This window comes from Thermobifida cellulosilytica TB100 (assembly GCF_001517975.1).
GTDB classification, from domain to species: domain Bacteria; phylum Actinomycetota; class Actinomycetes; order Streptosporangiales; family Streptosporangiaceae; genus Thermobifida; species Thermobifida cellulosilytica.
On record NZ_KQ950183.1, the window covers coordinates 105,782 to 130,192 of the forward strand.

Here is a 24,411-nt window from a genome sequence, read left to right on the forward strand (position 1 = left end):
CGTGACGCGGCCGGTGCATACTGACGCGGAAACCCACGAGACCGAGGAGGAAACAGGTGACACGAGCGTCCCACGAGGGGGCCGTGCTGGTGACGCTGGCGGAGCGCGACGCCGCCGAGGAGCTGGCCGGCCAACTGCTGGAGCAGGGCTACGCGCCGTGCACGGTGCACCGGGACATGTACGCGGGCGAGGACGACGCCGAGGACGTCGACTGGGTGGTGGAGGTCCGCACCGGGCCGGGCGGCGCCCCCGCGGCCCTGGACGAGGACGGCCTGGCCGCGCTGGCCGAGGAGTACGGCGGGTTCGCGCACGTCGAGCGGTAGCGGGCGGCGCGCGGCCCCGCAGGGGGCGGGCGCGCGGGTGCATACAATGAGGCAGGCCCGCACGCCGTGCGGACGGACCGACAACGGCCGCGAGAGTACGGGAGCGGCGCCGCACCGCACCCCACGTTGAGGAGTTCCGCTGAGCGACGTCGACCCCGCCCGGGGCACCCAGGACACCCAGGACGTTTCCCCGCCGGTCCGGCCGCGCCGGATCGGCCTGCTGCTGGCCGTGGCGGCCCTCCCCCTGGTCGCCGACTTCGCCACCAAGGAGCTGGCGCTGGCGTACTTCTCGCCGCAGGACCCGGTGGTGCTGCTGGGCGGCCTGCTCAAGCTGACCCTGGTGTTCAACCCCGGCGCGGCGTTCTCCATCGGCACCGGCATGACCTGGGTGTTCAGCCTGATCATGGTGGGCGTCATCGGCTACATCCTGTGGACGGCGCCCCGGCTGCGCAGCGTCGGCTGGGCGGTGGCGCTCGGACTGATCCTCAGCGGCGCCGCCGGCAACTTCATCGACCGCGTGTGGCGGCCCGCCACCCGCGAGATCCCCTCGGCGCTGGTGGGACCGGACGCGCCGGGCACGTGGGCGGAGCGGCTGTTCCAGCCGCCGTCCCCGCTCCACGGCCACGTGGTGGACTGGATCCAACTGCCCTACTGGCCGGTGTTCAACATCGCCGACTCGGCGATCGTCTGCGGCGGCGTGCTCGCCGTGCTGCTGGCCTTCCGCGGGGTCAACATCGACGGCACCCGCGAGACGAAGGCCGACCGGACGGAGAACACCGAGCGAGGAGGGGGAGCGTGAGCGACCACCGGAGCATGCCGGTGCCCGACGGGCTGGAGGGCGAGCGGCTGGACGCGGCGATCGCCCGCCTGTTCGGCCTGTCGCGCACCCGCGCCGCCGACCTGATCGCCGAGGGCAACGTGCTGGTCGACGGCGCGACCGCCGCCAAGTCCGACCGGGTGAGCGCGGGCGCGTGGCTGGACGTCACGCTGCCCCCGCCGCCCAGCGCGCCCGCGCCGCGCCCCGAGCCGGTGCCGGGCATGACCCTCGTGTACGAGGACGCCGACATCGTCGTGGTGGACAAGCCGACCGGCGTGGTCGCCCACCCCACGGTCGGCTGGACCGGGCCGACCGTGCTGGACGGCCTGCTGGCGGCCGGCGTCACGGTCGCCACCAGCGGCGCGGCCGAGCGGCAGGGCATCGTGCACCGCCTGGACGCCAACACCACCGGGCTGATGGTGGTGGCCAAGAGCGAGGTGGCCTACAGCGTCCTCAAGCGCGCCTTCAAGGAGCGCACGGTGCACAAGACCTACCACGCGCTGGTGCAGGGGCACCCCGACCCGCTGCGCGGCACGATCGACGCGCCCATCGACCGGCACCCCTCCGGCGACGGCCGCTTCGCGGTGGTGTCGGGCGGGCGCCCGTCGGTGACCCACTACGACACGCTGGAGGCGTTCCGCGCGGCCAGCCTGCTGGAGATCGACCTGGAGACGGGCCGCACCCACCAGATCCGGGTGCACATGTCGGCGATCCGCCACCCGTGCGTGGGCGACCTGCTGTACGGCGCCGACCCCACCCTGGCGCAGCGCCTGGGGGTGCGCCGCCAGTGGCTGCACGCGGTCCGGCTGTCCTTCGAGCACCCCACCGAGCACCGCCCGGTGGAGTTCGAGAGCCCCTACCCGGAGGACCTGGACAAGGCGCTGGAGATCCTGCGCGCCGAGACCTGACGGCGGCTGCGCCTCCCCGCGCGTGGCCGACGGGGAGGCGGCGGCGCCGCGGCCGCTGGAAAAAAATATGTAGATTGGTCTACTGTTTCGGCGTGGGCACCAAGGGAGCGGCGACACGGGAGCGCCTCGTCGACGGCGCTCGGGAGCTGATCGAGACGCACGGCTACTCGGGTACGGGACTCAACCAGGTCCTCGCGGTCAGCGGGGCGCCGCGCGGGTCCCTGTACTTCCACTTCCCCGGCGGCAAGGACGAGCTCGTCGCCGCCGCGCTGGAGAAGGCGGCCGAGGAGACGGCCGCGCTGCTGCGGGAGCTGTCGCAGCAGCGCGCGGACCTGGCCGACTACGCCCGCAGCCTAGTCGGGGCCTTCGCGGCCCGGATGGAGGAGTCGCGCTTCACCAAGGGCTGCCCGCTGGCCACCGTGGCGCTCGACGTCGCGGCCACTAACGACCGCGTCCACGCCGTCTGCCGGAAGGGCTACCGCTCCTGGCAGGCGGTCGTCGCCGAACGCCTGCTGGCCGAGGGGTGGGAGCCCGCCCGGGCCGAGGCCGACGCGTGGTCGGTGCTCTCCCTGGTGGAGGGGGCGCTGCTGCTGGCGCGCGCCACCCGCAGCAGGGAGCCGCTGGACCGGGCGGGCGAAGCGGTCGTGCGGCTGCTGGAGCGCCCCTGACCCGGGACCGGGACGGCCGCGTCCGGTCCCGGCTGTTCGTCACCACAGAATATGTAGATCGGTCTACCGAGGAGGAAGCATGTCCCCACCCCCCGACAGCCTCGTGCTCGGCGCGACCGGGTTCATCGGCCGCTGGCTGCTCGCCGAACTGCTGCGGCGTGGCCACAGCGTCGCAGCCGGGGTACGCGGCGGCCCGGACCGCGAGCCGTACCTGCGCGACTGGCTGCGCGCCCACGACGCCCCCGTGGACCGCCTCAGCGTCGTCCACGTCGACATCACCCGCCCCGGCCTCGACCTCGACGGCGCCGCCGCGCGCCACCTGGCGCAGGTGCGCGACGTCCACAACTGCGCCTCGCTGTTCCGCTTCGGCCTGGCCCGCCAGGAGGCGCGGGCCGTCAACGTCGACGGCGCACGCAACGTGCTCGCCTGGGCGGCCGGGCTGTCCGGCCTGCGGCGCGTGGTCCACATCACCGGCTACCGGGTGGCGGCACACCCCGGGGACCCGGCCGGGATCGCCCGCCTCTACCGCAAGGCCGGCGCCTACGAGGCGTCCAAGGTCGAGGCCGACGCGACGGTCCGCGCCCTCGCCGAACGGGACGGCCTGCCGCTGAGCATCGTCAACCCCAGCACGGTCATCGGCCACTCCGCCACCGGGGAGGCCGGACAGTACCTCGGCCTGGCCGAGACCGTCCGGACCCTGTGGCAGGGCAGGCTGCGGCTGCTGCCCGGCGGGGAGGCGACCTTCGTGCCGGTGGTGGCCGTCGACCACCTCGCCCGCTTCCTCGCCGAGGTGCCCGGCCGCGACACCGGGGGCGTGCGCGCCCACTGGGTGCTCGACGAGACCACCCCCAACCTGCCCGAACTCGTCGCCCACCTCGCCGACCACCTGGGCGTGCCCGCGCCGCGCCGCAGCGTCCCGACCGCGCTGCTGCGCCGCCTGCCCCGCGCGGTGACCCGCGTCGAACCCGAGACCCTGCCCTTCCTGGCCGCCGACCGCTACGACACCGCCTCCGCCCACGCCCTGGCCCGCACGGCGGGTCTGCGGCACCCGCCGGTGCGCGACGCCCTGTCCCGGTGGGCGGACCGGCTCGTCGCCGACGGCTTCGGCGCGCTGCCCCCGGGCCGCCCCGGAGGGCTGCACCCGGTCGCCGGGAGCCGCACCTACCTGGTGGGGGAGCGGGCCGCGCCCGACTACGTGCTGCTGCACGGACTGCCCCTGGACGGGGAGTCCTGGCAGGACGTGGCCGACCGGCTCGACGGGAGCACCCTGGTGCCCGACCTCCCCGGGCTGGGCCGCTCGGCGCCCGCGCGCGTGCCCGCCGAGGTGTGGCTGGCCGAGCTGCTCGCCCCGGCGGCGACCCGGCCGGTCCTGGTGGGGCACTCGGCGGGGTGCGCCCCGGCACTGCGCCACGCCCACGCCCACCCCGACCGGGTCGCCGCGCTCGTACTGGTGGCCCCGGCGTTCCTCCAGCCGCACGCCTCCCCGCTCCTGCGGATACGGCCCCTGGCCCGCAGGGCGCTGGCGCGCATGACACCCGGGCGGCTCGCCGCGTTCACCGGGCTGGGCGAGGAGGCCGCCGGGCACCGGGCCGTGGCCAGCGCGGCGCTGAACCTGCGCCGCTCCGGCGCCGCGGCACGCGCCGCGGCGCACCTGGCCGCCGCCCGCCGTCCGGCGGAGCGCGCCGCGCTGCGCAACCTGCTCGCCGCCTGCCCGGTCCCGGTCACCCTCGTGGTGGGGGAGCACGACCCGGTGGACGCCTCCGGGCTGGACGTCCCCGTGGTCACGGTCCCCGCAGCCGGGCACTACCCCCAGCTCACCGCGGCGCAGGCGGTCGCCGAGCAGATCACGCGCGCCGCCGCGGAGGCGCGCGCGGCGGCCTGACCGGCGGCGGAGCGACGGCGTCCCGCGGGGCGGCCTCCGCCCGCGGGACGCCGGGCGGCTCGGCGCCTCAGACGAGCAGGCGCAGCGCCTCCAGGGCCTTGCCGCGCACCAGCAGCTCGTGCCGGGTCTGGTTGCGGTAGGTGCGCAGGCAGCCGTAGCAGGACGTCTCCTCGCCGCAGTCGCAGTTCTCCAGCCGCTTCACCGCCGCCAGCAGCACCTCGGAGAAGTGCTCGGTGATCCGGGTGCCCCCGCCCGCACCGCCGGGCACCGTGTCGAACAGCACCAGGCTGGTGCCGCGCTCGCGGCGGTGGTACAGGGTGCCGTCGATGTCGTCGCGACTGATCTCCAGCGCGGCCGAGGCCCCCTCCAACAGCGCGTACAGCAGCGAGTAGCGGGTCTCGGGCGAGATGTCGTCGCGGTCGAGCTGGAAGCTGCCGGTGAAGGTGATGTCCACGAGGTCGGTCTCGTACTGGTGGGCGAGCGCGAGGCGCTTCAGCGGTCCGGCGCAGGTGCGGTCCCGTAGCGGGGAGGAATGCTTGCTGGGTTTGCGCGAGGCGAAGCGGTCGCCCCAGCCGCACTGCTCACAGATCCAGAATCCCTGACCGCCCGGCCCTTCGGAGAGCGCCACCAGTTGGCCGCGGCTTCCCGCCCGGCAGAGCATCTCGCCTCCCGGATATGAATAGCTACGCTGTGTGGTTAGCTCGGCGGCCAGGCGCAGCACGTGGGTGGTGCCGTGCCAGGAGCGCTGCGGGGGGACCAGGCCGGCCGCAGCGGTTTGGGGATCGGCCACGAAACCGAACTCCGGAACGCAGTACCTGGCAGGGGTGCGGGAGTTCTTGGCCGGTTCTTCCCCGCAGGACGAGCAGACCGGGGGGAGGGGAGCCTTGTCCTCCTCGTAGTACCTGCAGTTGTCGCACACCCGGTAGTAGGAGAGGGGCAGCCTTCGCTTGGGCAGCAGGTACACGCCGCGCGACGTCCACTTCCTGCCGCCCGCGACGACCTCGCTGCCCGGCGCGTACTCGTAGATCGCGGAGGTGAGGTCGCGGGACAGTTCCAGGTGCCTGCCCACCGAGTCCTCGGCGTGGCTGGTGCGCAGCTCCACGGTGTCCACCGGGAAGCCGTACTTGGGGAGCACGTTGCGGGTGGCCAGGAAGCCGATCAGGGAGCGGTGCTTGATGGTGTTGATGGTTCTCTCGAAGTGTTCGGCCTTGCGGTACTGGCGTTGCTCGGAGGCTTCCTGGCGGCGGCGCTCGAAGTAGGCCACGTCCTCGGCGACCTCTTCGTGAAGCTTCTCCAGGCGCTGGCACAGCTTCGCGGCCCACCGGCCGTCGTCCACGCCGAGCTCGCCAGCTATCCGATCGGGAAGGATGCGCCGCAGCGCCGCGCTGATCTCCTCGGGGACCGGGGTGAGGAAGGCGGGGACCCGGGTGACCGGCGCGGGGGAGCCGTCGTCGCCGGGCAGGAAGAACGCGCCGACGGTGCGCCAGATCTCCCGGGAATCGCGGTCCGTGGAGGAGGTCTCCCCGGTGGCGCGGTGCCAGTGCCGGAAGAACGCGGCCAGCGCCACCGAGTGGGCGTGGCGGCGGGCGATACGCTCGTTGTCCAGCGGCACGTAGGGAGCGCGCACCTGTCCGGCGATCATCTGCTCGGGCTCCTGGTAGCGGGACAGGTCGTGGGAGCGGCGCTGGGCGTACGTGACCACCAGGGCGGCCGAGTCGGTGCGCCGTCCGGCGCGTCCGGCGCGCTGCACGTAGTTGGCGGTGGTGGGCGGCATGTTGCGCAGCAGCACCGCCTGGAGTTCGCCCACGTCCACGCCGAGTTCGAAGGTGGTGGAGCAGGACAGCACGTTGACTTGGCCCTCGATGAAGTTCTCCTGGACGCGGGAGGCTTCCTCGGTGGACCACTGCGCGGTGTGCTCCCTGGCGTGCAGCACCACCGGGTTGAGGCTGCGGTAGAGGCGCCGGTAGTGGTCGTCGTCCTCCTCGGGGGCGGGCGGCGTGAACGGGTGGAGCGTGCCCGGGCAGTTGAGGGTGGGGCACACCCCGCGCACCGACACCGGGTGCAGGCGGCGGCAACTGTCGCACTGGTAGAGCCGGGTGGCAGGCGTGACCGGACTCAGTGACAGGAAAGTGTGGTCGACCTGCCAGAGCACGCCGAGGGAACGGTCGGAGACGGGGACCAGCCAGCTTTCCGAGTCGCGGTGGTGGGCCGCGTCGGTGAGCAGTTGCCACACTCCGCGCAGGATCTTCTCGCCGCGGTGTTTCCGCTCGGTGGCGTCGAGCGTGGGGTCCATTCTGCCGAGCAGCCTGTCCAGGTAGTTGAGACGGCGGTTGTTCCCCTGGCCGGGCAGCCAGGAGATGACTTTGCGCTTGCGGTCGGGGCCGCTGAGACGTACGTAGATCGGTCCACGGCGGGGCGCGAACGCCTCGTCGTCGGGGGCCACCCTCTCGGGCATGGTCAGCGCGCCCTGCTGGCGCAGGCTGCGCACGAGTTCGCCGAGCAGGTCCCACACCTCGTCCTCGTCCAGGCCGAGCTCTCGGGGCAGCGCCGGGGGCAGCCGCGTGCCCTCGGGGCGTTCCATGCGGACGTGCAGCAGGCCGCGCCCCTCCAGGGACTGCCGGTCGTCGGTGGCGACGAGCTCCCGCATCACCCACAGGCCGGCGGCGTGCTCCCGGCGCTGGCGGGAGACGCGCCGCTCGAAGTTCCCGGCGCGCGCGGCCCGCTGCGCGGTGTGGCCGATCAGGTCGTCGACCCAGAAGTCGTCGTCGGGGACGTAGCCGTGCTCCAGCCCTTCGAGGATGAGCCGCCGCTGCTGCAGCAGCGAGTAGCTGTGCTCCAGGTAGGGCGCGAAGAACGCGGCGGCCTGGCGGCTGTCGCTGAACGTGAGGAGTTTGCGGCCCCCGCCGGGGCGGTCGGCGCGCTGGGCGTCGGGGTCCTCGGGCAGCGCCTGGTAGAGCGCGGTCGCCACCACGGCCGCCGCGGCCTCGTTGCCGCTCTCCAGGCGGCGCACCGTGTCAGGGCCGCGTGCCCCGCACGACAGGCAGCCGCTGGGGCGGCCGTTGTTGCTACGCAGCTCCTGCACCGCGCGCGCGGCGCGGCCCGGACAGCCGGGCAGGCAGGCGCGCGCCGCGGTGCCGAGCGCGCCGCAGCCGACGCACAGGTGGTTGCCCTTTGCGGTGGGCTGTGCGGCGGGCTCCTCCAGGGTGTCGTCATCCTCGTCGACGGTGATCGGGGTGTTGCCCAGGTGCAGCCACAGGATCTGGTCCTGGGTGCGGCGCTGGGGCAGGAAGCGGACCGCGCCGTCCTCAGCCGCCGTGGTGCCCACCAGGTAGGTGTCGCCGCAGCGTTTGCAGGCGGCGAGCTCGAAGGCGGGCGCGTGGCAGTCGGGGCAGTGCTCGTGGCGGGAGAGCCAGACGTGCGGCCCCTTCTCGGACAGGCAGGTGAACGCGCCCTCGGTGGCGCGGGTGAACAGGTGGTAGCGCGCGGAGAGCAGTGGGCTGCCGTCGGGGTCGCGCACCCGGCTGCCCAGGGCGACCATGGCGGCCAGCGCGGCGGGCTGTACCGCGCCGTCGTCCTCTTCGGTGAAGATTCGCGCGGCCAGGTCCTCCAGCGGCTGCGGGCCGCCGTCGGCGAGCAGGGTGCGCAGCGTGCGCATGCGCTGTTCGGTGGCGAGCAGCCGGTAGGCGCCGCCGTCGGGGACGCCGTGCCGCCGGGCCGCGGCACGGAGCTCGGTCTCCGGGGCGGCGGCGTTGCCGATCGCCGCGTAGTCGGCGGCCGACAGCGGCCCCCACGGTTGCCCCGGAGGATCGGTGCGGTGGGTGGCGGTCACCAGGCCCTGCCGGTCGGGGTCGGTCGCGTCCCACTCGAAGTCCGACTTGAAGAACAGCCGGGACGCGAACTCCGTGACCTTCTTCGGGTCGTCGCCGACGGTGGCGCTGGTGGCGATGTACTGCAGGCGGCGGCCGGGGGCGACCCGGTCGCGCAGGCGGCGCAGCAGCATCGCCAGTTCGGCGGCTTTGGCCCCGTCGTAGACGTGCGCCTCGTCCAGGGCGACGAACCGCCAGTGCCCGGCGTGCTCGCCCTCGAACAGGTCGAGGTCGTCGGGGCGCAGCAGCAGGTACTCCAGCATCGCGTAGTTGGTGAGCAGCAGGTGCGGCGGCCTGCGCTGCATCTGCTCGCGGCTGATGAGCTCGTTGGGCAGCGGGTCGCGTCGGTGCAGGGTACGGAAGAGTTCCCGGGCATCCCGCTCGCTCTCCTTGGTCTCGCCGGTGTAGCGGCCGAAGGTGATGTGCGGGCTGCCGGAGAGCAGTTCCCGCAGCCGTTTGAGCTGGTCGTTGGCGAGCGCGTTCATCGGGTACAGCAGCAGCGCCCGCACGCCCGGCCCGAGCTCGCCGCGCCGGTGCTGCTCCTCCAGCTCGTTGAGGACGGGCAGCAGGAAGCTCTCGGTCTTGCCCGACCCGGTGCCGGTGGCCACCACCAGGTCGCGTCCGGCGCGGGCCTTGCGGATCGCCTGCTCCTGGTGCAGGTAGAGGGGCCGGTCCAGGTGGATCGCGGGGCCGCCGGGCGCGGCGAAGGAGGGCGACAGCACGCCTTCGGCGACCAGTTGGCGCGGGGTGGCGCCGGTCCGGTAGGGCGGGGTGGCCTCCAGCAGCGGCCCCTTGGTCAGCAGCGGGCTGGTGCGGATCTGCCGGTCCAGGGCGTCGGCGAGTCCGCGGTCGCGCAGCGGCAGCAGGGAGCGCAGGTAGCGGCGGTAGCTGTCGCTGATCAGGGCGCTGACGCCGAGGGGGTCCAGGGTGGTGGTCACGCGGTCGGCTCCTTGAACAGTCGGGCGCGTTCGATTCCGGCGAGGGTGAGTTCGGCGAGGACGAGGTCGACGGCGGCGAGGTCGGGGGCCGCGGCGGCCAGTTCCGCCCACTCCCGCTGGTAGCGGTCCACCAGCCGTCGGCAGTCGTCCACGTTCCGGGCGGCCAGGCGGGCGGCGGCGGCCAGCGCGACGGACAGGGCGGGCAGGTCGCGCCAGGACCCGGGTCGGTCGGGGCGGCGGCTGTCGATCAGGGCGCGTGCCGCCGTCCGGTAGGCGTCGGGGAGCCGGTCGCACACCGCGGCGGTCAGCTTCAGGACGGTGGCCGCCTGGGAGCGCACCCCGTGCAGCGCGGTGCTGTTGCGCACTTTGAACAGGTCGAGGACGGCCTGGGAGCGGCTGTCGGCGTCCAGCAGCGCCCGGGGCATCACCCGGGCGGCCCGCCACACGGCCCTGAACTGCGCCTCGGGCATGCGGGCGAGGTGTTCGGCGGAGGCGCCGAAGCGGCCGACGCGGGCGTGCGGGTCGTCCCGGCCCGCCAGCAGCTCCGCGGCGGCGGTCCCGCAACTGTGCTCCAGCTCCTCCAGCAGTTCGGCGTGCTCGGGCGGCTGCCGGGCTGGGTCGGTGGGGATGCGGGGCAGCAGGTCGCTGGTGGCCAGGGCGGCCGCGGCGGGCAGCCGCTGCCACAGCCGGACCGCCTCGTCCACGGTGACTCTGTCGTGCTGGGGTGCGGCGGCCAGGCCGCTGGCGATGAGGGCGCGGACGCTGTCGGCGGGGGCCAGCCCGGCGGAGCCGTGGGCGAGCAGCGCGGTGACGGGGTGTTCGCCGAGGACGCGGGCGCAGGCGTCGACGGCGGCGGGGTCCACGCCGACGGCGGTGAGCCGGTCGGCCAGGCCCACGACCCGCCACAGCCGGGCCGCGGTCTCGTCGGTGACGCGCAGCCGGGCGGCGTCGGCCTCTCCGGCGAGGACCCGGGAGAGCAGTTCCTCGTCGGGGTCGTCGGAGGCGGGGACGCCGGGCGCGGGGCAGGTGAGCCGGTTGGCGTCGCGCCGGTCGGGCCAGTCGGGCCACTCCGCCGCCGACCACGGGTCGTCCACGGCCAGCAGCACCTCCAGCGGGCCGCCGTCGCGCAGGTCCTCGGGCAGTTCGACCCGGCCGTCCTCGGACACCGGCACGACCCGGGGCGTCCGCCACGGCGCCCGGTGCGGGTAGAGGGCGGCGTCGATTCCGGGCAGGCCGGGGAAGTCCGCCAGGACGACGGCGCCGTCCTCCTGGTGCGCCCCGGTGGCCAGGCGGCGCGGGCTGACCACGGCGACGGGCAGGACCCGGCCCCGGTAGGGGGCGACGATCCGCAGGTGCCGGTGGACGGCGGCGGTGTCGCCGATCTGGGCGATCGGGTAGCGGACGGTGGCACCGCCCCGGTAGGCGGCGGGTTCGACCCGCTGCACCGGCTCCTCGCCGGAGAGCACGGTCAGCGGCCCGGGCAGCTCCCCGCCCTCCTCGCCCTCGGGGAGGCGCAGCAGCAGGTCGCCGATCTCGGTCACGGTCTCGGTGGCCAGCCGCAGCGGCTGGGGGCGCCACTGGGGGCTGGGGTCGCCGGTGCACAGCACGGCCAGGTGGGGCGGGCGGACGGCGACGGCCAGCTCGGCGGCGGCGGTGCGCAGTTGCGCCGCCAGCACGGCCTCGCCGAACCCGAGCCGCTGCGCCTCCGGTTCGACGTCCATCCCGTCGGGGCCGGACAGGACGGCGTCGGCCGGTTCCAGCCCGGCGGGGGCGAGTGCCCGGAAGGCGGGGTCGTAGCGGACGGCGAGCCCTTCGGCGACGGTGAGGTGGCGGCGCAGCCCGCGGCCGAGGGGGCCGCGCACGGTGAGCAGGAACGAGCCGAGCACGGGGCGGGGCAGGCCCTCCAGCGGGCTGACGCGCTGCCCGCTGCGGCCGGTGGTGCCGGCCAGCAGCTTCCCGGTGTCGGCGTGCAGCACGTCGATCCGCCAGTCCACGGCCTCGCCCTCGGCCTCGGGCAGCACCACGACGGGCAGGTCGGCGTGGACGGGCGAGCCCGCCGCGGTGGTCACGCCCCGCACGGGGGCGGACTGGTCGAGGTGGGGGCGGGCGCGGCCGTGCACGGGGCGTTCGGGGCAGCCCTCCAGGCCGATCCGGTCGCCGCGGCGCAGGGTCACCCGCAGCAGCGTCCACCCCTCCCACCCGTAGGGGGTGTCGCCGGGCACGTCCTCGTCGGTGCCGCCGTCGGGGCGCAGCAGCGCGCGGTCGGCGGGGTGCAGCAGCCACAGGCGGCCGGGCGGCAGGGCGAGCCGCGGGTCGAGCAGGTCGCCGTCGTCGGTGAAGACGAGCAGCGGGTCCTCGGGGTCGACCAGCGGCAGGAGCTCGGTGAACCCGGTGTCGCCGAGGGTCACGCGCACGGTGCGGCTGGGCTCGGGCAGCGGGAACAGGGTGGGGGAGGCGGCGCCCGTGGCGGCGGCCCACCGGCCGTGGCCGCGCACCTGGTGGGTCCCGTGGTCGGTGGTGATGTGCCAGCGCACGATCTGGTCGTCGCTGTCGCCGATGACGGGCAGGACGACGTGGACGCCGTGCGCGTGGGGGTCGAGGCGCAGCCGGGGCCGGGCGGGCTGCTGCCGCCGGGGGCCGCCGGCGCGGCGGGCGGGGGCCACGCCCCTGGCGGCGGCCTGTTCCAGGGCCTCGCGGGCGGGGGCGAGGAAGCGCGCGGGCAGGCCCACGGAGCGGCAGTCGGTGTCGGGGTCGTCGCGGAGCCGGTCGAGCAGGTCAAGGCAGCGGTCGACGACCTCCAGGGCGTAGTCGCCGCCCTGGGCGATGAACCGGCGCGCGGGCACGTCGAGGCTGTTGAGGCGGTGCCGCCCGGACACGGCCCAGTGGTGGAAGGCGGGCGCGTCCAGTCCGGGGGTGCGTGCGCTGCGCTCCAGCAGCAGCGCGAACACGTCGCGCAGGCAGTAGGTGGGGATGCCCGCGTGCATGAGGATCGGCGTGACGTAGGGCAGGTGCTCGTCGGGGAAGGCGTCCAGGCCGAGGTCGTGCAGGGCGTCCAGGAAGGCCCGGCCCCAGGCGGCGTAGTCCTGCCGGGGCGCGGGCACCTGGGCGGTCTCCCACAGGGCGGGCCAGAACGCGCCGTGGGAGTAGCGGGCGGTGGCGACGCCCGCGGTGACGGCGGCCATGCAGGCGGGCCAGCGGGACAGGTTGGGGGCGCGTCCCCGGTCCAGGGCCCTGGTGAAGAGGCGGCCGAGCGCGACCGCGGCCTGGTCCAGGTGTTTCTGGGGCAGCACGGCCTCGCTGACGAGGGAGCGCGACTCCAGGCGGGGCCGCCACTCGGCTTCGCGGATGTCGAGCAGTTCGGTGGGGGTGACCTGGCGGGGCTTTCGGTCAGGGGAGGGCATGGGGGCTCCAACACGCGGGGGGCGGACGCGAGCGGGGGCGGGGCCGGAACGGGGGAGTTGCGGAGGGGGCGTTCCGTTGCTGCGAACTTAGATGATGTACGAAAACTATGTCAATCCCCTTCTGCTCCGTCTGTTGTTGTTTGGCGCTCGGTGTACACGGACCGGCTGGAACGTGCCGCCGTGTCCGGTTCTCCGAGGTCGCGGAGGAAGAACACCGCCGGGCCGGGAGGGCGTCCCGGCCCGGCGGCGTACTCTCCGCTCCCCGCCCCTGTTCACAGGGGGCAGACGGAGACGGTCACGGCGAGGCAGGCGTACCCGCCGAGGAGCGCGCCGAGCAGCGCGGCCAGCACGATCAGCTCCCGCTGCTCTGCAGAGCACTCTCGGACACGCCGGTGCCGGGCGTGCCGGCCGCGGGACCGCCGCGGCCGGACCGGCTCCGACTGCGGGGGAGCGTCGGGGCGGACCACGCGGTGCGGCGGGTGCGGCTCCCGGCAGGCGTACATCCAGGCGGGCAGCACGGTCTCGGGCGGGTCGTCGGGCACCCAGGGGCGCGGCGGGCGCATCCGGGGGCGGGGCGGCGGCGACGGCGGAACGGACACGGGCATGGTGCGGCTCCGTGGGGGTCGGGACGGCCGGGCGGCCGTCGGGCGGAAAGAAGGTCGTGGTGTGCCCGGGTCAGGTCGGGGGGTTGCGGGTGACCTGGCGAGGGCGGGCGATGGTGTGGCCGGACAGGCGCAGCGAGGGCGGAAGGCCCGGGGAGTCGGTGTAGCCGGTGACGGTGCGGGGCGTCGGGTCGCCTCTCAGCCACACCCGGGTGCCGACGGGGTAGGCGGCGCGCAGTTCGGCCTCGCGGCGGGCGCGGGCCACGGCGGCCAGGCGGGCGGCCAGGGCCTCGATGCGGCGGGTGGACAGCTCGGCGCCGTCGCGCCAGACCCGCTGGCCGCGCACCCGGTAGACCTCGTCGGTCTCCTGCCCGTCCGGGGTCTTGGGGGTGGGGGTCATGCGGGCTCCTCGGGCTGGTCGGTGGACTGGTCGGGGGCGGCCGGCAGGTGCGGGGTGGCGTAGACCCAGCGGCCGTCGACCTCCTGGTAGAGGCCGGTGACGCCGCGGTTGGTCAGCAGGCAGTAGCGTTCGCTGCCGTGGTCCTGGGCCATGCGGTCCAGGTGGGCGGCGGTGAGCACCAGGCCGTCCAGCGGCCCGGCGTACAGGGTCACGAACCCCTCGCCGGAGGGGGTGGTGTCGTGGTCCATGGGTGCGGTTTCTCCACTGGTCGGGCGCCGCGCAGGGGGTGGTCCCCTGCGGTCAGCGCGGCGGACAGGTGAGTGCGGGTCGGGCGCTGCGAGGGGCGGGCTGGCCGGGGGACAGCCCGAGGGCAGCGCTGCGGGTGAGTGAGTGCGGATCGGGTGCCGTGTGAGGGGCGGCCCCCGGGGGGCAACCCCCCGGAGGGTCCAGCGCTGCGGGGACGACCCCTCCGGCAGGAGAGCGGTCCTGGAGGCTGCCGGGCCTTCCGGCCGAAGCCGACCGGCCGCTTGCCTGCCTTGGCCCCGGTGGGTGCGGGGCTGGTGTGGGATTCCGCCGCCTCGGTCTGCTTCGGCCGGAAGGCCCGGCAGCCTTGACCGCCCCCGGGGGTGCGGGAGGGGTTGGTGCGTGCGGGTGGGCTGCGGGCCGGGGCCGGGGAAGGAGCGGCCCTGGCCCGCAGGTCCGGGCAGGCCGCCGACAGCGCGTCGGCCATGCCCCCAGTGCCGTCACGGCGGCCGGGCATGGCCCTGGGGGCATGGCCGTCGGCGGCCCTGCGGTCAGGGTGCGGGCCGCAGGCCGTCGCGGGCCAGGTGGAAGTAGACGCCCTCGGACCAGGGGGCCAGGGTGCCCCACGCGGTGGCCAGCCGGTCGACCAGCAGCAGGCCGCGGCCGTGCTCGGCCCACGGGTCCCGGCAGGAAACGGCCCGGGGCACGGAGTGCCCGTGGCGCGGGGCCAGGGTGTGCACCTGGACGTGCAGGCCGCGCGCGTCGGTGTACACGTGGACCCGGAAGGTCTGGCCGGGCTCGCCGGAGCGGGTGTGGCGGATGGCGTTGGTGGCCAGCTCGGAGACGATCAGCTCGGCCCGGTCCACCATCTCCTCGGTGGCGTCGGCCTGCGGGCAGGCCCGCAGCACCCCGGCGACGAACCGGCGGGCGGCGGCCACGCTGTCGGGCGTACCGGGAAAGGACGTGAGCGAGAGCGTCACCGGGCCGCCTCCTGTCCCCAAGGGTGGAGCGGTTCGCCGGGGTAGTGGCCGCAACCTCCGCATCCCAATAGGCTTCTCAATGTCGGCACTCCCTTGCAGTGCTCGGCCACGCTCCCGGACCGTTGCCGCGGTCGCGGGAGCTTTTAGCTACCCATCGATGTTACAAGACGTCACATGACTTCATGTGACAACAGATAAACACGCACGTCAACCACTATGAACACATGGTGATTGACCTAGACGGACCGGAGTTTCTCCGGGATCAGGTTGCTGCGGTGCTGCGAGAGCGCATTGCTCGCGGCGAGTACCAGCCAAATCGGCGCATTCCACCCGAAACAGACCTGATCGAGGAGTTCAACGTCTCCCGTCCCACGGTTCGTGCAGCGCTGTCGATTCTTGAACAAGAGGGATTGATCATCACCCTTCGAGGCAAGGGGCGCTACGTCAAAGCTCGGGAAGAGTCCGACTAGCGCGCCCTGTCCCGGACATCTCGCGGTTTGCGCACAACAGATCGCACTACTCGGGAAGCCCAAGGGGGACCTCGTGGGGCTGACCTCATCTGGTTCAAGCCCAGCCACAGCAACCAGACCGGCAGGGCGCGTACTCGGGGAGCCGGGCGAGGTGGGGGTGTGGGGCGGGCAGCAGCCTTGGGCATGAGTCCTCGACCTGCTTTCTCCAGGTTGGGGGCTAAGGCCCTGTTCGGTGTGCCAGCACCGGGCAGGGCCGCTTGCATGTGAGAGACAGAAGCGCGGCCAGCTCTGTACTCTCGATGTACACCCTGACAACACCTAGATTTCCCCGCTACTCCTTTGACTTTAATCCACAGAAAAGTCGATTCCGGTGGTAGAGGGAGCACACTCTGTGCTCAACTGAGGAAGTATGGCGCACACAGTCAAAGGACGCTGGGTCAAAATTGGCCGTCAGATCAAAGGCTGCCGGGAACGAGCAGGACTCTCGCAACGAGAGTTGGCGCGAAGGGTGGCACTGTCGCCCACCATGTTCAGTGCCATGGAGCGCGGAGCACGGGGGATCAAAAGGGAACACTTGGAACGAATCGACAAGGTGCTCGGCACCGGCGGTGTGCTCGTGGACGCCTGGGACCGTTCCTCCGACTCAGGACTTCCTGAGTGGTATCAGGACGGCGCGGAACGCGAGCGAATGGCCTTCGAGATCCGCCAGTACCATCCGCTGGTCGTGCCGGGACTGCTCCAGACCGAAGAGTACGCGCGCACACTGCTGCGCGTGGGACTGCCGCACAGCACCCCCGCCGAGATCGAAGACCTGGTACGCTGCCGAATGGATCGGCAGGCCATTCTCACTTCGGACCGACCCCCGCGACTACTGGTGGTGGTTGACGAAGGTGTGCTCCGCCGACCACTGGGAGGCCGTGGGATTATGAAGCGACAGCTCGCCCGACTCCTGGAGGCATCCGACGAACAGCACATCTCCATCCAGGTGGTTCCCTACGACACCGAGCACCACCCTGGCCTGTCCAATGCGTTCACCCTGTACGAGATCTCTGGCCGGGGAAGCGTGCTGTACGTGGAGACACGAGGCTCGGGTACGGCTACGGACGACACCGAGAAGGTGAATGACCACATACGGCTGTTCGGGGACCTCCTCGGGGTCGCACTGCCCCCAGTCGCTTCCCGGAAGCTGATCGAGCAGATCCTAGGAGAATTCTCATGACCGTCCGAGATCTGAACTGGCGCAAGTCCAGCTACAGCAATGACACCGGCGGTGAATGCGTCGAGGTCGCTGAGACCCCCTCCGCTGTCTTGGTTCGTGACACCCAGAACCGTCACCTCGGCCACTTGGACTTCGCTCCGGCTGAGTGGGTGGCGTTCCTGGCTGACCTGAGGGCGGGGCGGTTGTAGTCAGTAGGTTCTCACCGGTTTGGCCGTCAGGGTGCGTTCGTTTGCGGGCATGACTCTGGCGGCCTAGTCGTCGAAGCGGTGAGGAGAGCTACCGGTGAGTGGTCTCGAAGAAACTTGGCGTAAGTCCAGCTACAGCGGTAACGCAGGGAACTGCGTCGAGGTTGCCGTCTCTTGGCGCAAGTCCAGCTACAGCAACGACACAGGAGGCGAGTGCGTCGAGGTTGCCGAGACCCCCTCCGCTGTCCTGGTTCGTGACACCCAAAACCGTCACCTCGGCCACTTGGGCTTCTCCCCGGGCGAGTGGACGGCGTTCCTCTCCAGTCTCAAGAACGACCGGCTGTAGCTGGACGGCAGGGCGCCCGTGGGGCTGGGGTGCGGCGTGTGTTCTGCCTGGCGGTTTGCTTCGGCCGGGAGGCCCGGCAGCCTTGAGGTCTGCTTTGGTGCTTGAGGGGTTGTTGGCTTTCCGTAGCGCTTCGCGTCCGGGTGCTGGTCCTTGCTGGTCTGCTGCCTGCCCCTGCCGGTCTGCTCCCTGCCGGGTTCTCCGGTGTGTGGTCGGTGGTGGGGGTGGTGGGTGTCCTGGCTGAAGCACGTGCCCGTGCCAGGGCTTGGCTTGTCTGTCTGAATCGGTGCTCGACCTGAAAGGGACGCCCGTCTTGCGGAGGGCTCAGCGTCCGGGAACCTGTCACCTGACAATCCCTCCGACAGGGGAGCGGGCCTGAAGGCTGCCGGGCCTTCCGGCCGAAGCAGACCTGGGGTTTGACGCCTCGGCCCGCCCAAGGCCCGTCCCCAGCATCCAGGAAGGCTCAGAGCACACAGACGAGCGCGGACTGAGGACAACGTCACTGTTTTGTGAAAACCTTGTCAACACCAACATGGTGTGCTGTAATTCTCTCGCCCCTGAGGCGTGGGCGTTCCCGGACCGGCCTCAACTCAGGCCGTTCGATTCGGTGATTCTCCCGCAAGGCAGTGCCCGTTCTGCCAGAATCGCCCCATCCTCGAACCCCTCAGCCAGACCGCCTGACCGGCGTGGAAGGACACCGTGGACAACAGCAAGCACCAAGAGCTGGTGAGCTTCATCTGGTCGGTCGCCGACCTGCTGCGCGGCGACTACAAGCAGTCCGAGTACGGCAAGGTCATCCTGCCGTTCACGGTGCTGCGACGCCTGGACTGCGTCCTGGAGCCGACCAAGGAAGCGGTCCGCGAGGCCCACGAGAAGTGGAAGGACAAGCCCGTCCACCACAGGATGCTGCTGAAGGCCGCGGGGCAGAGCTTCTACAACACCAGCCCGCTCACCCTGGAACGGATTGCCGCCGACCCCTCCCAAGTCGCCAAGAACCTCACCACCTACATCGGCTCCTTCTCCGCCAACGCCGCCGAGGTGCTGGAGAAGTACGACTTCCTCAACCAGATCAAGCGGCTGGACGAGGCCGGGCTCCTCTACCAGGTGGTGGGCAGGTTCGCCGAGCTGGACCTGCACCCCGACCGGGTGTCCAACCTCCAGATGGGCTACGCCTTCGAGGAGCTGATCCGCAGGTTCTCCGAGATCTCCAACGAGACCGCCGGTGAGCACTTCACCCCGCGCGAAGTCATCCGCCTCATGGTGAACCTGCTGCTCGCCCCCGACGAGGAACGTCTGAGCAGGCCGGGCATCGTCCGCAGAGTCCTCGACCCGGCCTGCGGCACCGGCGGCATGCTCACCGAGGCCCACGACCACATCCGCGCCCACAACCCGCAGGCCAACGTGGAGGTGTTCGGGCAGGAGCTCAATGCCGAGTCCTGGGCGATCTGCCGTTCCGACCTCATGATCAAGGGGCAGGACCCGGAGAACATCGGGTTCGGCAACTCCTTCAGCCACGACCGGCACTACGGCAAGTTCTTCGACTACATGCTTGCCAACCCGCCGTTCGGCGTGGAGTGGAAGAAGGTCAAGGCAGAGGTGGAGGACGAGCACGAACGCCTCGGCTACTCCGGCCGCTTCGGTGCCGGGCTGCCGCGCATCAACGACGGGTCGCTGCTGTTCCTCCAGCACATGATTGCCAAAATGAAGCCGGTCCAGACGGACGCGGACGGGCAGACCGACGGCGGCAGCCGCATCGCGATCGTCTTCAACGGCTCGCCGCTGTTCACCGGGGCCGCCGGATCGGGCGAGTCGAACATCCGCCAGTGGATTCTGGAGAACGACTGGCTGGAGGCGATCGTCGCCCTCCCCGACCAGTTGTTCTACAACACCGGCATCTCCACCTACTTCTGGATTCTCACCAACCGCAAGGACGCGGCGCACAGGGGCAAGGTCGTGCTGATCGACGCCCGCGAGCACTTCGTGAAGATGCGCAAGTCCCTCGGTGAGAAGCGCAAGGAGATCTCCGCCGAGCAGATCGAGGAGCTGACCCGCCTCTACGCGGACGCGCTCGCCGTCGCCGAAGACCCCGAACACCCGCTGCACGACAAGGTCAAGGTGTTCGACAACGAGGACTTCGGCTACCAGCGCATCACCGTGGAACGGCCGCTGAGGCTGCGGTTCGAGGTCACCGAAGAGGCACTGGACGCGCTCAAGGCGGCCAAGCCGCTGGCGAAGTACGACTACCGAGACCAGTTGATCGAGGCGCTTCGCCCGCTGGTCGGCCAGGAGCCGTGCTACGCCAAGGCCGAGTTCGCCAACCGGCTCCGCGGGGCGCTCGCCGAGGGAGGCGTGCCCAAGCCTCCGGCGAGCGTGGACAAGGCGATCTGGGCCGCGGTTTCTGTCCGAGACCCCAAGGGTGAGGTGCAGACCAAGCGCGGGGGAGCGATCGAGCCCGACCCGGAGCTGCGGGACTACGAGAACGTGCCGCTCAAGGAAGACGTCGACGCCTATATGGAGCGTGAAGTCCTGCCGCACGTCCCGGACGCCTGGGTGGACCACGACAAGACCAAGATCGGCTACGAGATCCCGTTCACCCGGTACTTCTACAGGTACGTTCCGCCGAGGCCGCTTGAGGAGATCGACGCCGAGTTGGACGCGCTTGAGACAGAGGTTCAGGACCTGCTGCGGAAGGTGAAGAAGTGAACTGGCCCAGGATCCCTTTGCGTAGGTTGTTTCGGGTTGTCAACGGAGGGACACCGACCTCTGATCCTGAAAACTGGAACGGCAGCATCCCGTGGGCCACGCCAGTCGACTTGGGATCGGTTTCGGGGAAGCTGAACTCTACAAGGCGTACAATCACAGAGAAAGGGGCCAGGACGGGATCTACGGTCGTTCCTGCTGGCTCGATCCTGATTTCGACAAGGGCACCCATAGGATATACGGCTATTACTGGTGTCCCTCTGGCGTTTAACCAGGGTTGTAGAGCGCTTGTTCCGACTGGTGAAGTTGATGCCAGGTTCTTTTGTTATCAGTTGGAAAGTATGAAAAATGCTCTGCAATCGCAGGGTTTGGGTTCCACTTTCTTGGAGCTCTCCTCGGAGGCTTTGGCGGCGCTTCCTATTGTTAATCCTCCGCTGGATGTTCAGGGGAATATTGCTAATTTTCTTGATTCTGAGACAAGGGGTATCGATCGTCTTAGTGGCCTGATATCTCGTCAGCTTGATCTGCTCGAAGAGCGGAGACAGTGGACGCTTGACGAAGTTTGGCGTCGTGCTGGTAGGGCTCAGTGGAAAAAGCTTGGATATGCAACTCTTCTGGTTACAAGCGGACCTCGTGGCTGGGGTGGATATCTTGATGATGATGGGGAGATTTTCTTCCGCAGTGCTAATCTGAATAGAAGGTCCCTTGTGCCTGATCTGTCTGATGTGGCTTATGTCCGACTTCCTGCTGAGGCCAGAGTTGAGGCTGTCAGGTCGAGAATATCTTCCGGTGATGTTCTTGTGGGTATCACCGGGGCAAACTCCGGATGGGTTGCCTTGGCCGATGCATCGGTCTCTGGTGGTTATGTGAGTCAACATGTCAGCCTGGTCAGGCCCGACTCCAGGATTCTTGACGGTCGCTGGCTCGGCTACATGATTGCGTCCTCCGTGGTTCAGAGTGAACTCATGGGAAGCCAGTATGGGGGAACTAAAACCCAGTTGTCGCTTCCAGACATCCGCAACATCAGGATTCCCGATATTCCTCTGGAAGAACAGAGGAGGCTGGTACGTGAGGTTGAACGAACAGAAGAACTGATTAACCGGCAGAAGAGCCTGCGTAAGAAACAACTCTCCCTCCTCGCCGAACGCCGCCAGGCCCTCATCACCGCCGCCGTCACCGGTCAGATCGACGTCACCACCGCCCGGGGAGCCGACCTGTCATGAGTCCTGTCCACGATGAACGCTCTTTCGAGGAGGCCGTCGTCGCCGCGATGACCGCCTCCGGTGGCTGGCGGCTGGGGTCCGCCGCCCACTACGACGCCGAGCTTGCGCTCGACACCGCCGAACTGTTCGCGTTCATCGGGGACACCCAGGGCGACGCCTGGGAGCGCCTCGTCCCCTACTACGGCGGCGACCAGGCCGCCGCCCAGCAGGGCTTCCTCAAGCAGCTCACCAAGGAGGTCGACCGGCGCGGCACGCTGTCCGTGCTCCGCGAGGGGTTCAAGGACCGGGGGGTGCGGTTCCGGCTCGCCTACTTCAAGCCGTCGCTGGCCGCCGCCGCGGACTCCTTCGCCGAGTACGACGCCAACCGGCTCACCGTGGTCCGGCAGCTCCGCTACTCCGCGGACGGCTCCGACCGGGGCAACGCGCTCGACCTCGTGCTGTTCGTCAACGGGCTGCCGGTGGCCACCGCCGAACTGAAGAACCCGATGACCGGGCAGACCGTCGAGGACGCCAAACGACAGTACCGCTTCGACCGCAACCCGATGGAGGCGCTGTTCGCCCGCCGCGCCTTCGTCCACTTCGCCGTCGACCCCGACCAGGTGTTCCTCACCACCCAGTTGCGCGGCAGGGACACCCGCTTCCTGCCGTTCAACACCGGCTCGGCCGGGCCCGGCCGGCCCGGCGGTGCGGGCAACCCGCCCGCCCCCGACGGCGGCTACCGCACCTCCTACCTGTGGGAGCGGGTGTGGCGGCGCGACGAGTGGCTGGACCTCCTCGAACGGTTCCTGCACGTCGAGGAGAAGAAGACCGACCGGGGCCGCACCTCCCGGACGCTGATCTTCCCCCGGTTCCACCAGTGGGACGCGGTGCGGCGGGTGACCGCGCACGCCGCCCGGTACGGCGCCGGGCACAACTACCTCGTCATGCACTCGGCCGGGTCCGGCAAGTCCAACACCATCGCCTGGCTGGCGCACCGGCTGTCGTCCCTGCACACCCCCGCCGACCCCGCCGAGCTCGACCCGGAGGCCCGCGCGCGCGGCCTGGAGCCCAACACGCCCGTCTTCGACAAGACGATCATCATCACCGACCGGACCGTCCTGGACCGCCAGCTCCAGGACACCGTGGGCGGCTTCCAGCAGACCGAGGGCCTGGTGGTGCGGGTCGACGGCCGCCACGGCTCCAAGTCCGAACAGCTCGCCCGGGCGCTGTCCGGCCGCACCGGGCGCATCGTCGTGGTCACCCTCCAGACGTTCCCCGCCCTCCTCGACTACCTGCGGCGCGAGCCCGCCGAGATCCGCGGCGGCCGGTTCGCGGTCATCGTGGACGAGGCGCACTCCTCCCAGTCCGGCGACGCCGCCGCCGACGTCAAACGGGTGCTGCGCGGCCTCGGCCTGGACGCCGACGACGACACCGACATCGCCGAGGGCGCCGACCCCACCGAGCGGGCGCTCACCGAGTCCGCGAAGGCGCGGGGCCGCAGCCGCAACCTGTCCTACTTCGCGTTCACCGCCACCCCCAAGCACAAGACCCTGGAACTGTTCGGGGAGTGGGACGCCGAGGCACAGCAGTACCGGCCGTTCCACACCTACTCGATGCGCCAGGCCATCGAGGAGGGCTTCATCCTCGACCCGCTGCGCAACTACGTCACCTACAAGTCCTACTTCCGGTTGGTGCGCCAGGACCCCCACGACCCCGAGGTGGACCCGGACAAGGCGAGCTCGCTGCTGGCCCGCTTCGCCTACCTCAACCCGGCCATGCTTGCCCAGCACGCCGAGATCATCGTGGAGCACTTCCGCGCGCACACCGCCGGGCTGCTGGGCGGGCGCGCCAAGGCCATGGTCGTCACCCGGTCCCGGGAGAACGCGGTGCGGCTGTACCGGGCGCTGCGTAGCTACATCGCCGACCGCGGCTACCCCGACCCGGGCGTGCTCGTCGCGTTCTCCGGCTCCCTGAAGCTCGCGGGCGAGGCCGAGGAGCTCACCGAGTCCGCGGTCAACGGGTTCCCCGAGGGGGAGCTGCCCGGACGGTTCGCCTACACCGCCGCCGACGACCGCAACGCCGCCGCGCGCCGCGCCGCCGGGAAGCGCGAGTACCGCATCCTCGTGGTGGCCGAGAAGTACCAGACCGGCTTCGACCAGCCGCTGCTCACCACCATGTACGTGGAGAAGCCGCTCAAGGGCATCGCGGCCGTGCAGACCCTGTCCCGGCTCAACCGCACCCACCCCCTCAAGGCGCAGGAGGACCTGTTCGTCCTCGACTTCGTCAACGAGGCCGAGGACATCCAGGCCGCGTTCCGCCCCTTCCACGAGGAGGCGGTCACCGCCGGCACCGACCCCAACCTGCTCTACGAGGCGCAGGGCCGGGTCATGGAGCCGCCGATCCTGCTGCCCGGGGAGATGGCCGAGTTCGCCGCCGCCTACCTGGACGCGCGCCGGGAGGACGGGCGCTCCGGGAAGCACGCCGAGCTGCACACCCTCACCACCCCGGCGGTGGAGCGCTACTGGGAGCTGTACCACGGCGACGAGGCCGACCGGGCCACGGCCGAGCGGTTCCGCGCCGACCTGACCGACTACATCCGCAAGTACGGGTTCCTCGCCCAGGTCGTGCCCTACACCGACCCCGAACTGGAACAGCTCTACCTGTTCGCCAAGCACCTCGCGCCCCGGTTGCGCGGCAGCGGTGACGGGAGCGTGGACATCGGCGAGGTCGACCTGAGCCACCTGCGGGTCACCAAGACCGGCGAGCACAACCTCAGCCTGGACGCCGAGGGCGAGCAGGCGCTGCCCGGATTCTCCGACCAGGCCGGGGCGGGACCCGACGAGCCGGAGAAGATGCTGCTGTCGGAGATCATCGCCGCGCTCAACGAGCGCTTCGGCCAGTGCCTCTCGGAGGCCGACCGGCTCATGGTCGAGGAGCGGCTGGCCGCCGCCATGGGCAACCCCGACGTGCAGTTGGCGGCCGTCGCCAACTCCGACGAGGAGGCGTTCGCGCACGTCTTCGACCCGGTGATGGAAGACGTGATGCTGGAGCGCGCCGAGGCCAACAGCACGTTCACCGACCGCTACTTCGGCGACGACGAGTTCCGCAGCTCCCTCAACAACAGCATGCGCCGCGCCGCGTTCCGCCTGCTGCGCCGCCAGCACGGCGTCACCGACCGCTAGCCCGCCGGGCGCGACTCCGCCCGGCCCCGGTGCCACGGCCGCCGCCTGCCGGTGCCGGGACCGGCAGACGACGGGGAGGCCG

18 protein-coding genes are annotated in these 24,411 nt (G+C 71.4%); 12 read left to right on the top strand and 6 right to left on the bottom strand.

Features of this window, described 5'->3' with window-relative positions; genetic code table 11:
• Positions 1–56: 56 nt before the first annotated feature.
• The 5 genes from AC529_RS13165 (at position 57) to AC529_RS21180 (ending at position 4,598) form a co-directional block, all read left to right on the top strand.
• A complete protein-coding gene (locus AC529_RS13165) occupies positions 57–323 on the top strand; it encodes a hypothetical protein (RefSeq protein WP_068757093.1) in 267 nt (88 codons plus the stop codon).
• A gap of 229 nt (positions 324–552) precedes the next feature.
• Entirely contained in the window at positions 553–1,122 is a 570-nt protein-coding gene (locus AC529_RS13170; RefSeq protein WP_232306728.1) for a signal peptidase II, read from the top strand.
• Positions 1,119–2,048: an RluA family pseudouridine synthase gene (locus tag AC529_RS13175; RefSeq protein WP_068757095.1), complete on the top strand. Its 930-nt coding sequence runs from the start codon at positions 1,119–1,121 to the stop codon at positions 2,046–2,048. Before AC529_RS13170 ends, AC529_RS13175 begins: the two co-directional genes overlap by 4 nt.
• A gap of 92 nt (positions 2,049–2,140) precedes the next feature.
• Positions 2,141–2,716 carry a TetR/AcrR family transcriptional regulator gene (locus tag AC529_RS13180; protein WP_068757097.1) on the top strand — a complete coding sequence of 192 codons (576 nt, stop codon included), beginning with the start codon at positions 2,141–2,143 and terminating at the stop codon, positions 2,714–2,716.
• 79 nt (positions 2,717–2,795) lie between these two features.
• Entirely contained in the window at positions 2,796–4,598 is a 1,803-nt protein-coding gene (locus AC529_RS21180) for an alpha/beta fold hydrolase (RefSeq protein ID WP_068757099.1), read from the top strand.
• 67 nt (positions 4,599–4,665) lie between these two features.
• On the opposite strand, the gene AC529_RS13190 is transcribed toward AC529_RS21180, so the two are convergent.
• The 6 genes from AC529_RS13190 to AC529_RS13215 all read right to left on the bottom strand — a co-directional run bounded on the left by AC529_RS13190 (position 4,666) and on the right by AC529_RS13215 (position 15,028).
• Entirely contained in the window at positions 4,666–9,402 is a 4,737-nt protein-coding gene (locus AC529_RS13190; protein WP_068757101.1) for a DEAD/DEAH box helicase, read from the bottom strand.
• Positions 9,399–12,803, bottom strand: coding sequence for a hypothetical protein (locus tag AC529_RS13195; RefSeq protein WP_068757104.1), 3,405 nt, complete (start codon positions 12,801–12,803; stop codon positions 9,399–9,401). Before AC529_RS13195 ends, AC529_RS13190 begins: the two co-directional genes overlap by 4 nt.
• Before the next feature lie 272 nt (positions 12,804–13,075).
• A complete protein-coding gene (locus AC529_RS13200; RefSeq protein WP_068757106.1) occupies positions 13,076–13,408 on the bottom strand; it encodes a hypothetical protein in 333 nt (110 codons plus the stop codon).
• Positions 13,409–13,478: 70 nt separating this feature from the next.
• A complete protein-coding gene (locus AC529_RS13205) occupies positions 13,479–13,805 on the bottom strand; it encodes a hypothetical protein (protein WP_016188499.1) in 327 nt (108 codons plus the stop codon).
• Positions 13,802–14,053, bottom strand: a complete 252-nt coding sequence (locus AC529_RS13210) for a hypothetical protein (RefSeq protein WP_068757108.1) — start codon at positions 14,051–14,053, stop codon at positions 13,802–13,804. The genes AC529_RS13205 and AC529_RS13210 overlap by 4 nt, the downstream gene beginning before the upstream one ends.
• A gap of 546 nt (positions 14,054–14,599) precedes the next feature.
• Positions 14,600–15,028: an ATP-binding protein gene (locus AC529_RS13215; protein WP_068757110.1), complete on the bottom strand. Its 429-nt coding sequence runs from the start codon at positions 15,026–15,028 to the stop codon at positions 14,600–14,602.
• A 224-nt stretch (positions 15,029–15,252) separates the two neighbouring features.
• On the opposite strand from AC529_RS13215, the gene AC529_RS19680 reads away from it, so the two are divergent.
• The 7 genes from AC529_RS19680 to AC529_RS13235 all read left to right on the top strand — a co-directional run bounded on the left by AC529_RS19680 (position 15,253) and on the right by AC529_RS13235 (position 24,329).
• A complete protein-coding gene (locus AC529_RS19680; protein WP_083948197.1) occupies positions 15,253–15,498 on the top strand; it encodes a GntR family transcriptional regulator in 246 nt (81 codons plus the stop codon).
• A 409-nt stretch (positions 15,499–15,907) separates the two neighbouring features.
• Positions 15,908–16,717, top strand: a complete 810-nt coding sequence (locus AC529_RS13220) for a helix-turn-helix domain-containing protein (RefSeq protein WP_068757112.1) — start codon at positions 15,908–15,910, stop codon at positions 16,715–16,717.
• Positions 16,714–16,905: a DUF397 domain-containing protein gene (locus AC529_RS13225; protein WP_068757114.1), complete on the top strand. Its 192-nt coding sequence runs from the start codon at positions 16,714–16,716 to the stop codon at positions 16,903–16,905. Before AC529_RS13220 ends, AC529_RS13225 begins: the two co-directional genes overlap by 4 nt.
• A gap of 94 nt (positions 16,906–16,999) precedes the next feature.
• The gene (locus AC529_RS19685; RefSeq protein WP_083948199.1) at positions 17,000–17,248 is read left to right on the top strand and encodes a DUF397 domain-containing protein; all 249 of its coding nucleotides are present in this window, start codon (positions 17,000–17,002) and stop codon (positions 17,246–17,248) included.
• A 696-nt stretch (positions 17,249–17,944) separates the two neighbouring features.
• Positions 17,945–19,948, top strand: a complete 2,004-nt coding sequence (locus AC529_RS13230; RefSeq protein ID WP_068757116.1) for a type I restriction-modification system subunit M — start codon at positions 17,945–17,947, stop codon at positions 19,946–19,948.
• On the top strand, positions 19,945–21,168 hold the full coding sequence (locus AC529_RS19690; RefSeq protein WP_083948201.1) for a restriction endonuclease subunit S: 1,224 nt from the start codon (positions 19,945–19,947) through the stop codon (positions 21,166–21,168). The genes AC529_RS13230 and AC529_RS19690 overlap by 4 nt, the downstream gene beginning before the upstream one ends.
• Positions 21,165–24,329, top strand: coding sequence for a type I restriction endonuclease subunit R (locus AC529_RS13235; RefSeq protein ID WP_068757119.1), 3,165 nt, complete (start codon positions 21,165–21,167; stop codon positions 24,327–24,329). The genes AC529_RS19690 and AC529_RS13235 overlap by 4 nt, the downstream gene beginning before the upstream one ends.
• Positions 24,330–24,411: the final 82 nt, after the last annotated feature.

Excerpts from the sequence above, each read along its gene's own strand:
- AC529_RS21180 (WP_068757099.1), top strand. The coding sequence starts at position 2,796 with ATGTCCCCACCCCCCGACAGCCTCGTGCTCGGCGCGACCGGGTTCATC.
- AC529_RS13195 (WP_068757104.1), bottom strand. The coding sequence starts at position 12,803 with ATGCCCTCCCCTGACCGAAAGCCCCGCCAGGTCACCCCCACCGAACTG.
- AC529_RS13200 (WP_068757106.1), bottom strand. The coding sequence starts at position 13,408 with ATGCCCGTGTCCGTTCCGCCGTCGCCGCCGCCCCGCCCCCGGATGCGC.
- AC529_RS13205 (WP_016188499.1), bottom strand. The coding sequence starts at position 13,805 with ATGACCCCCACCCCCAAGACCCCGGACGGGCAGGAGACCGACGAGGTC.
- AC529_RS13210 (WP_068757108.1), bottom strand. The coding sequence starts at position 14,053 with ATGGACCACGACACCACCCCCTCCGGCGAGGGGTTCGTGACCCTGTAC.
- AC529_RS19680 (WP_083948197.1), top strand. The coding sequence starts at position 15,253 with ATGGTGATTGACCTAGACGGACCGGAGTTTCTCCGGGATCAGGTTGCT.
- AC529_RS13220 (WP_068757112.1), top strand. The coding sequence starts at position 15,908 with ATGGCGCACACAGTCAAAGGACGCTGGGTCAAAATTGGCCGTCAGATC.
- AC529_RS13225 (WP_068757114.1), top strand. The coding sequence starts at position 16,714 with ATGACCGTCCGAGATCTGAACTGGCGCAAGTCCAGCTACAGCAATGAC.
- AC529_RS13235 (WP_068757119.1), top strand. The coding sequence starts at position 21,165 with ATGAGTCCTGTCCACGATGAACGCTCTTTCGAGGAGGCCGTCGTCGCC.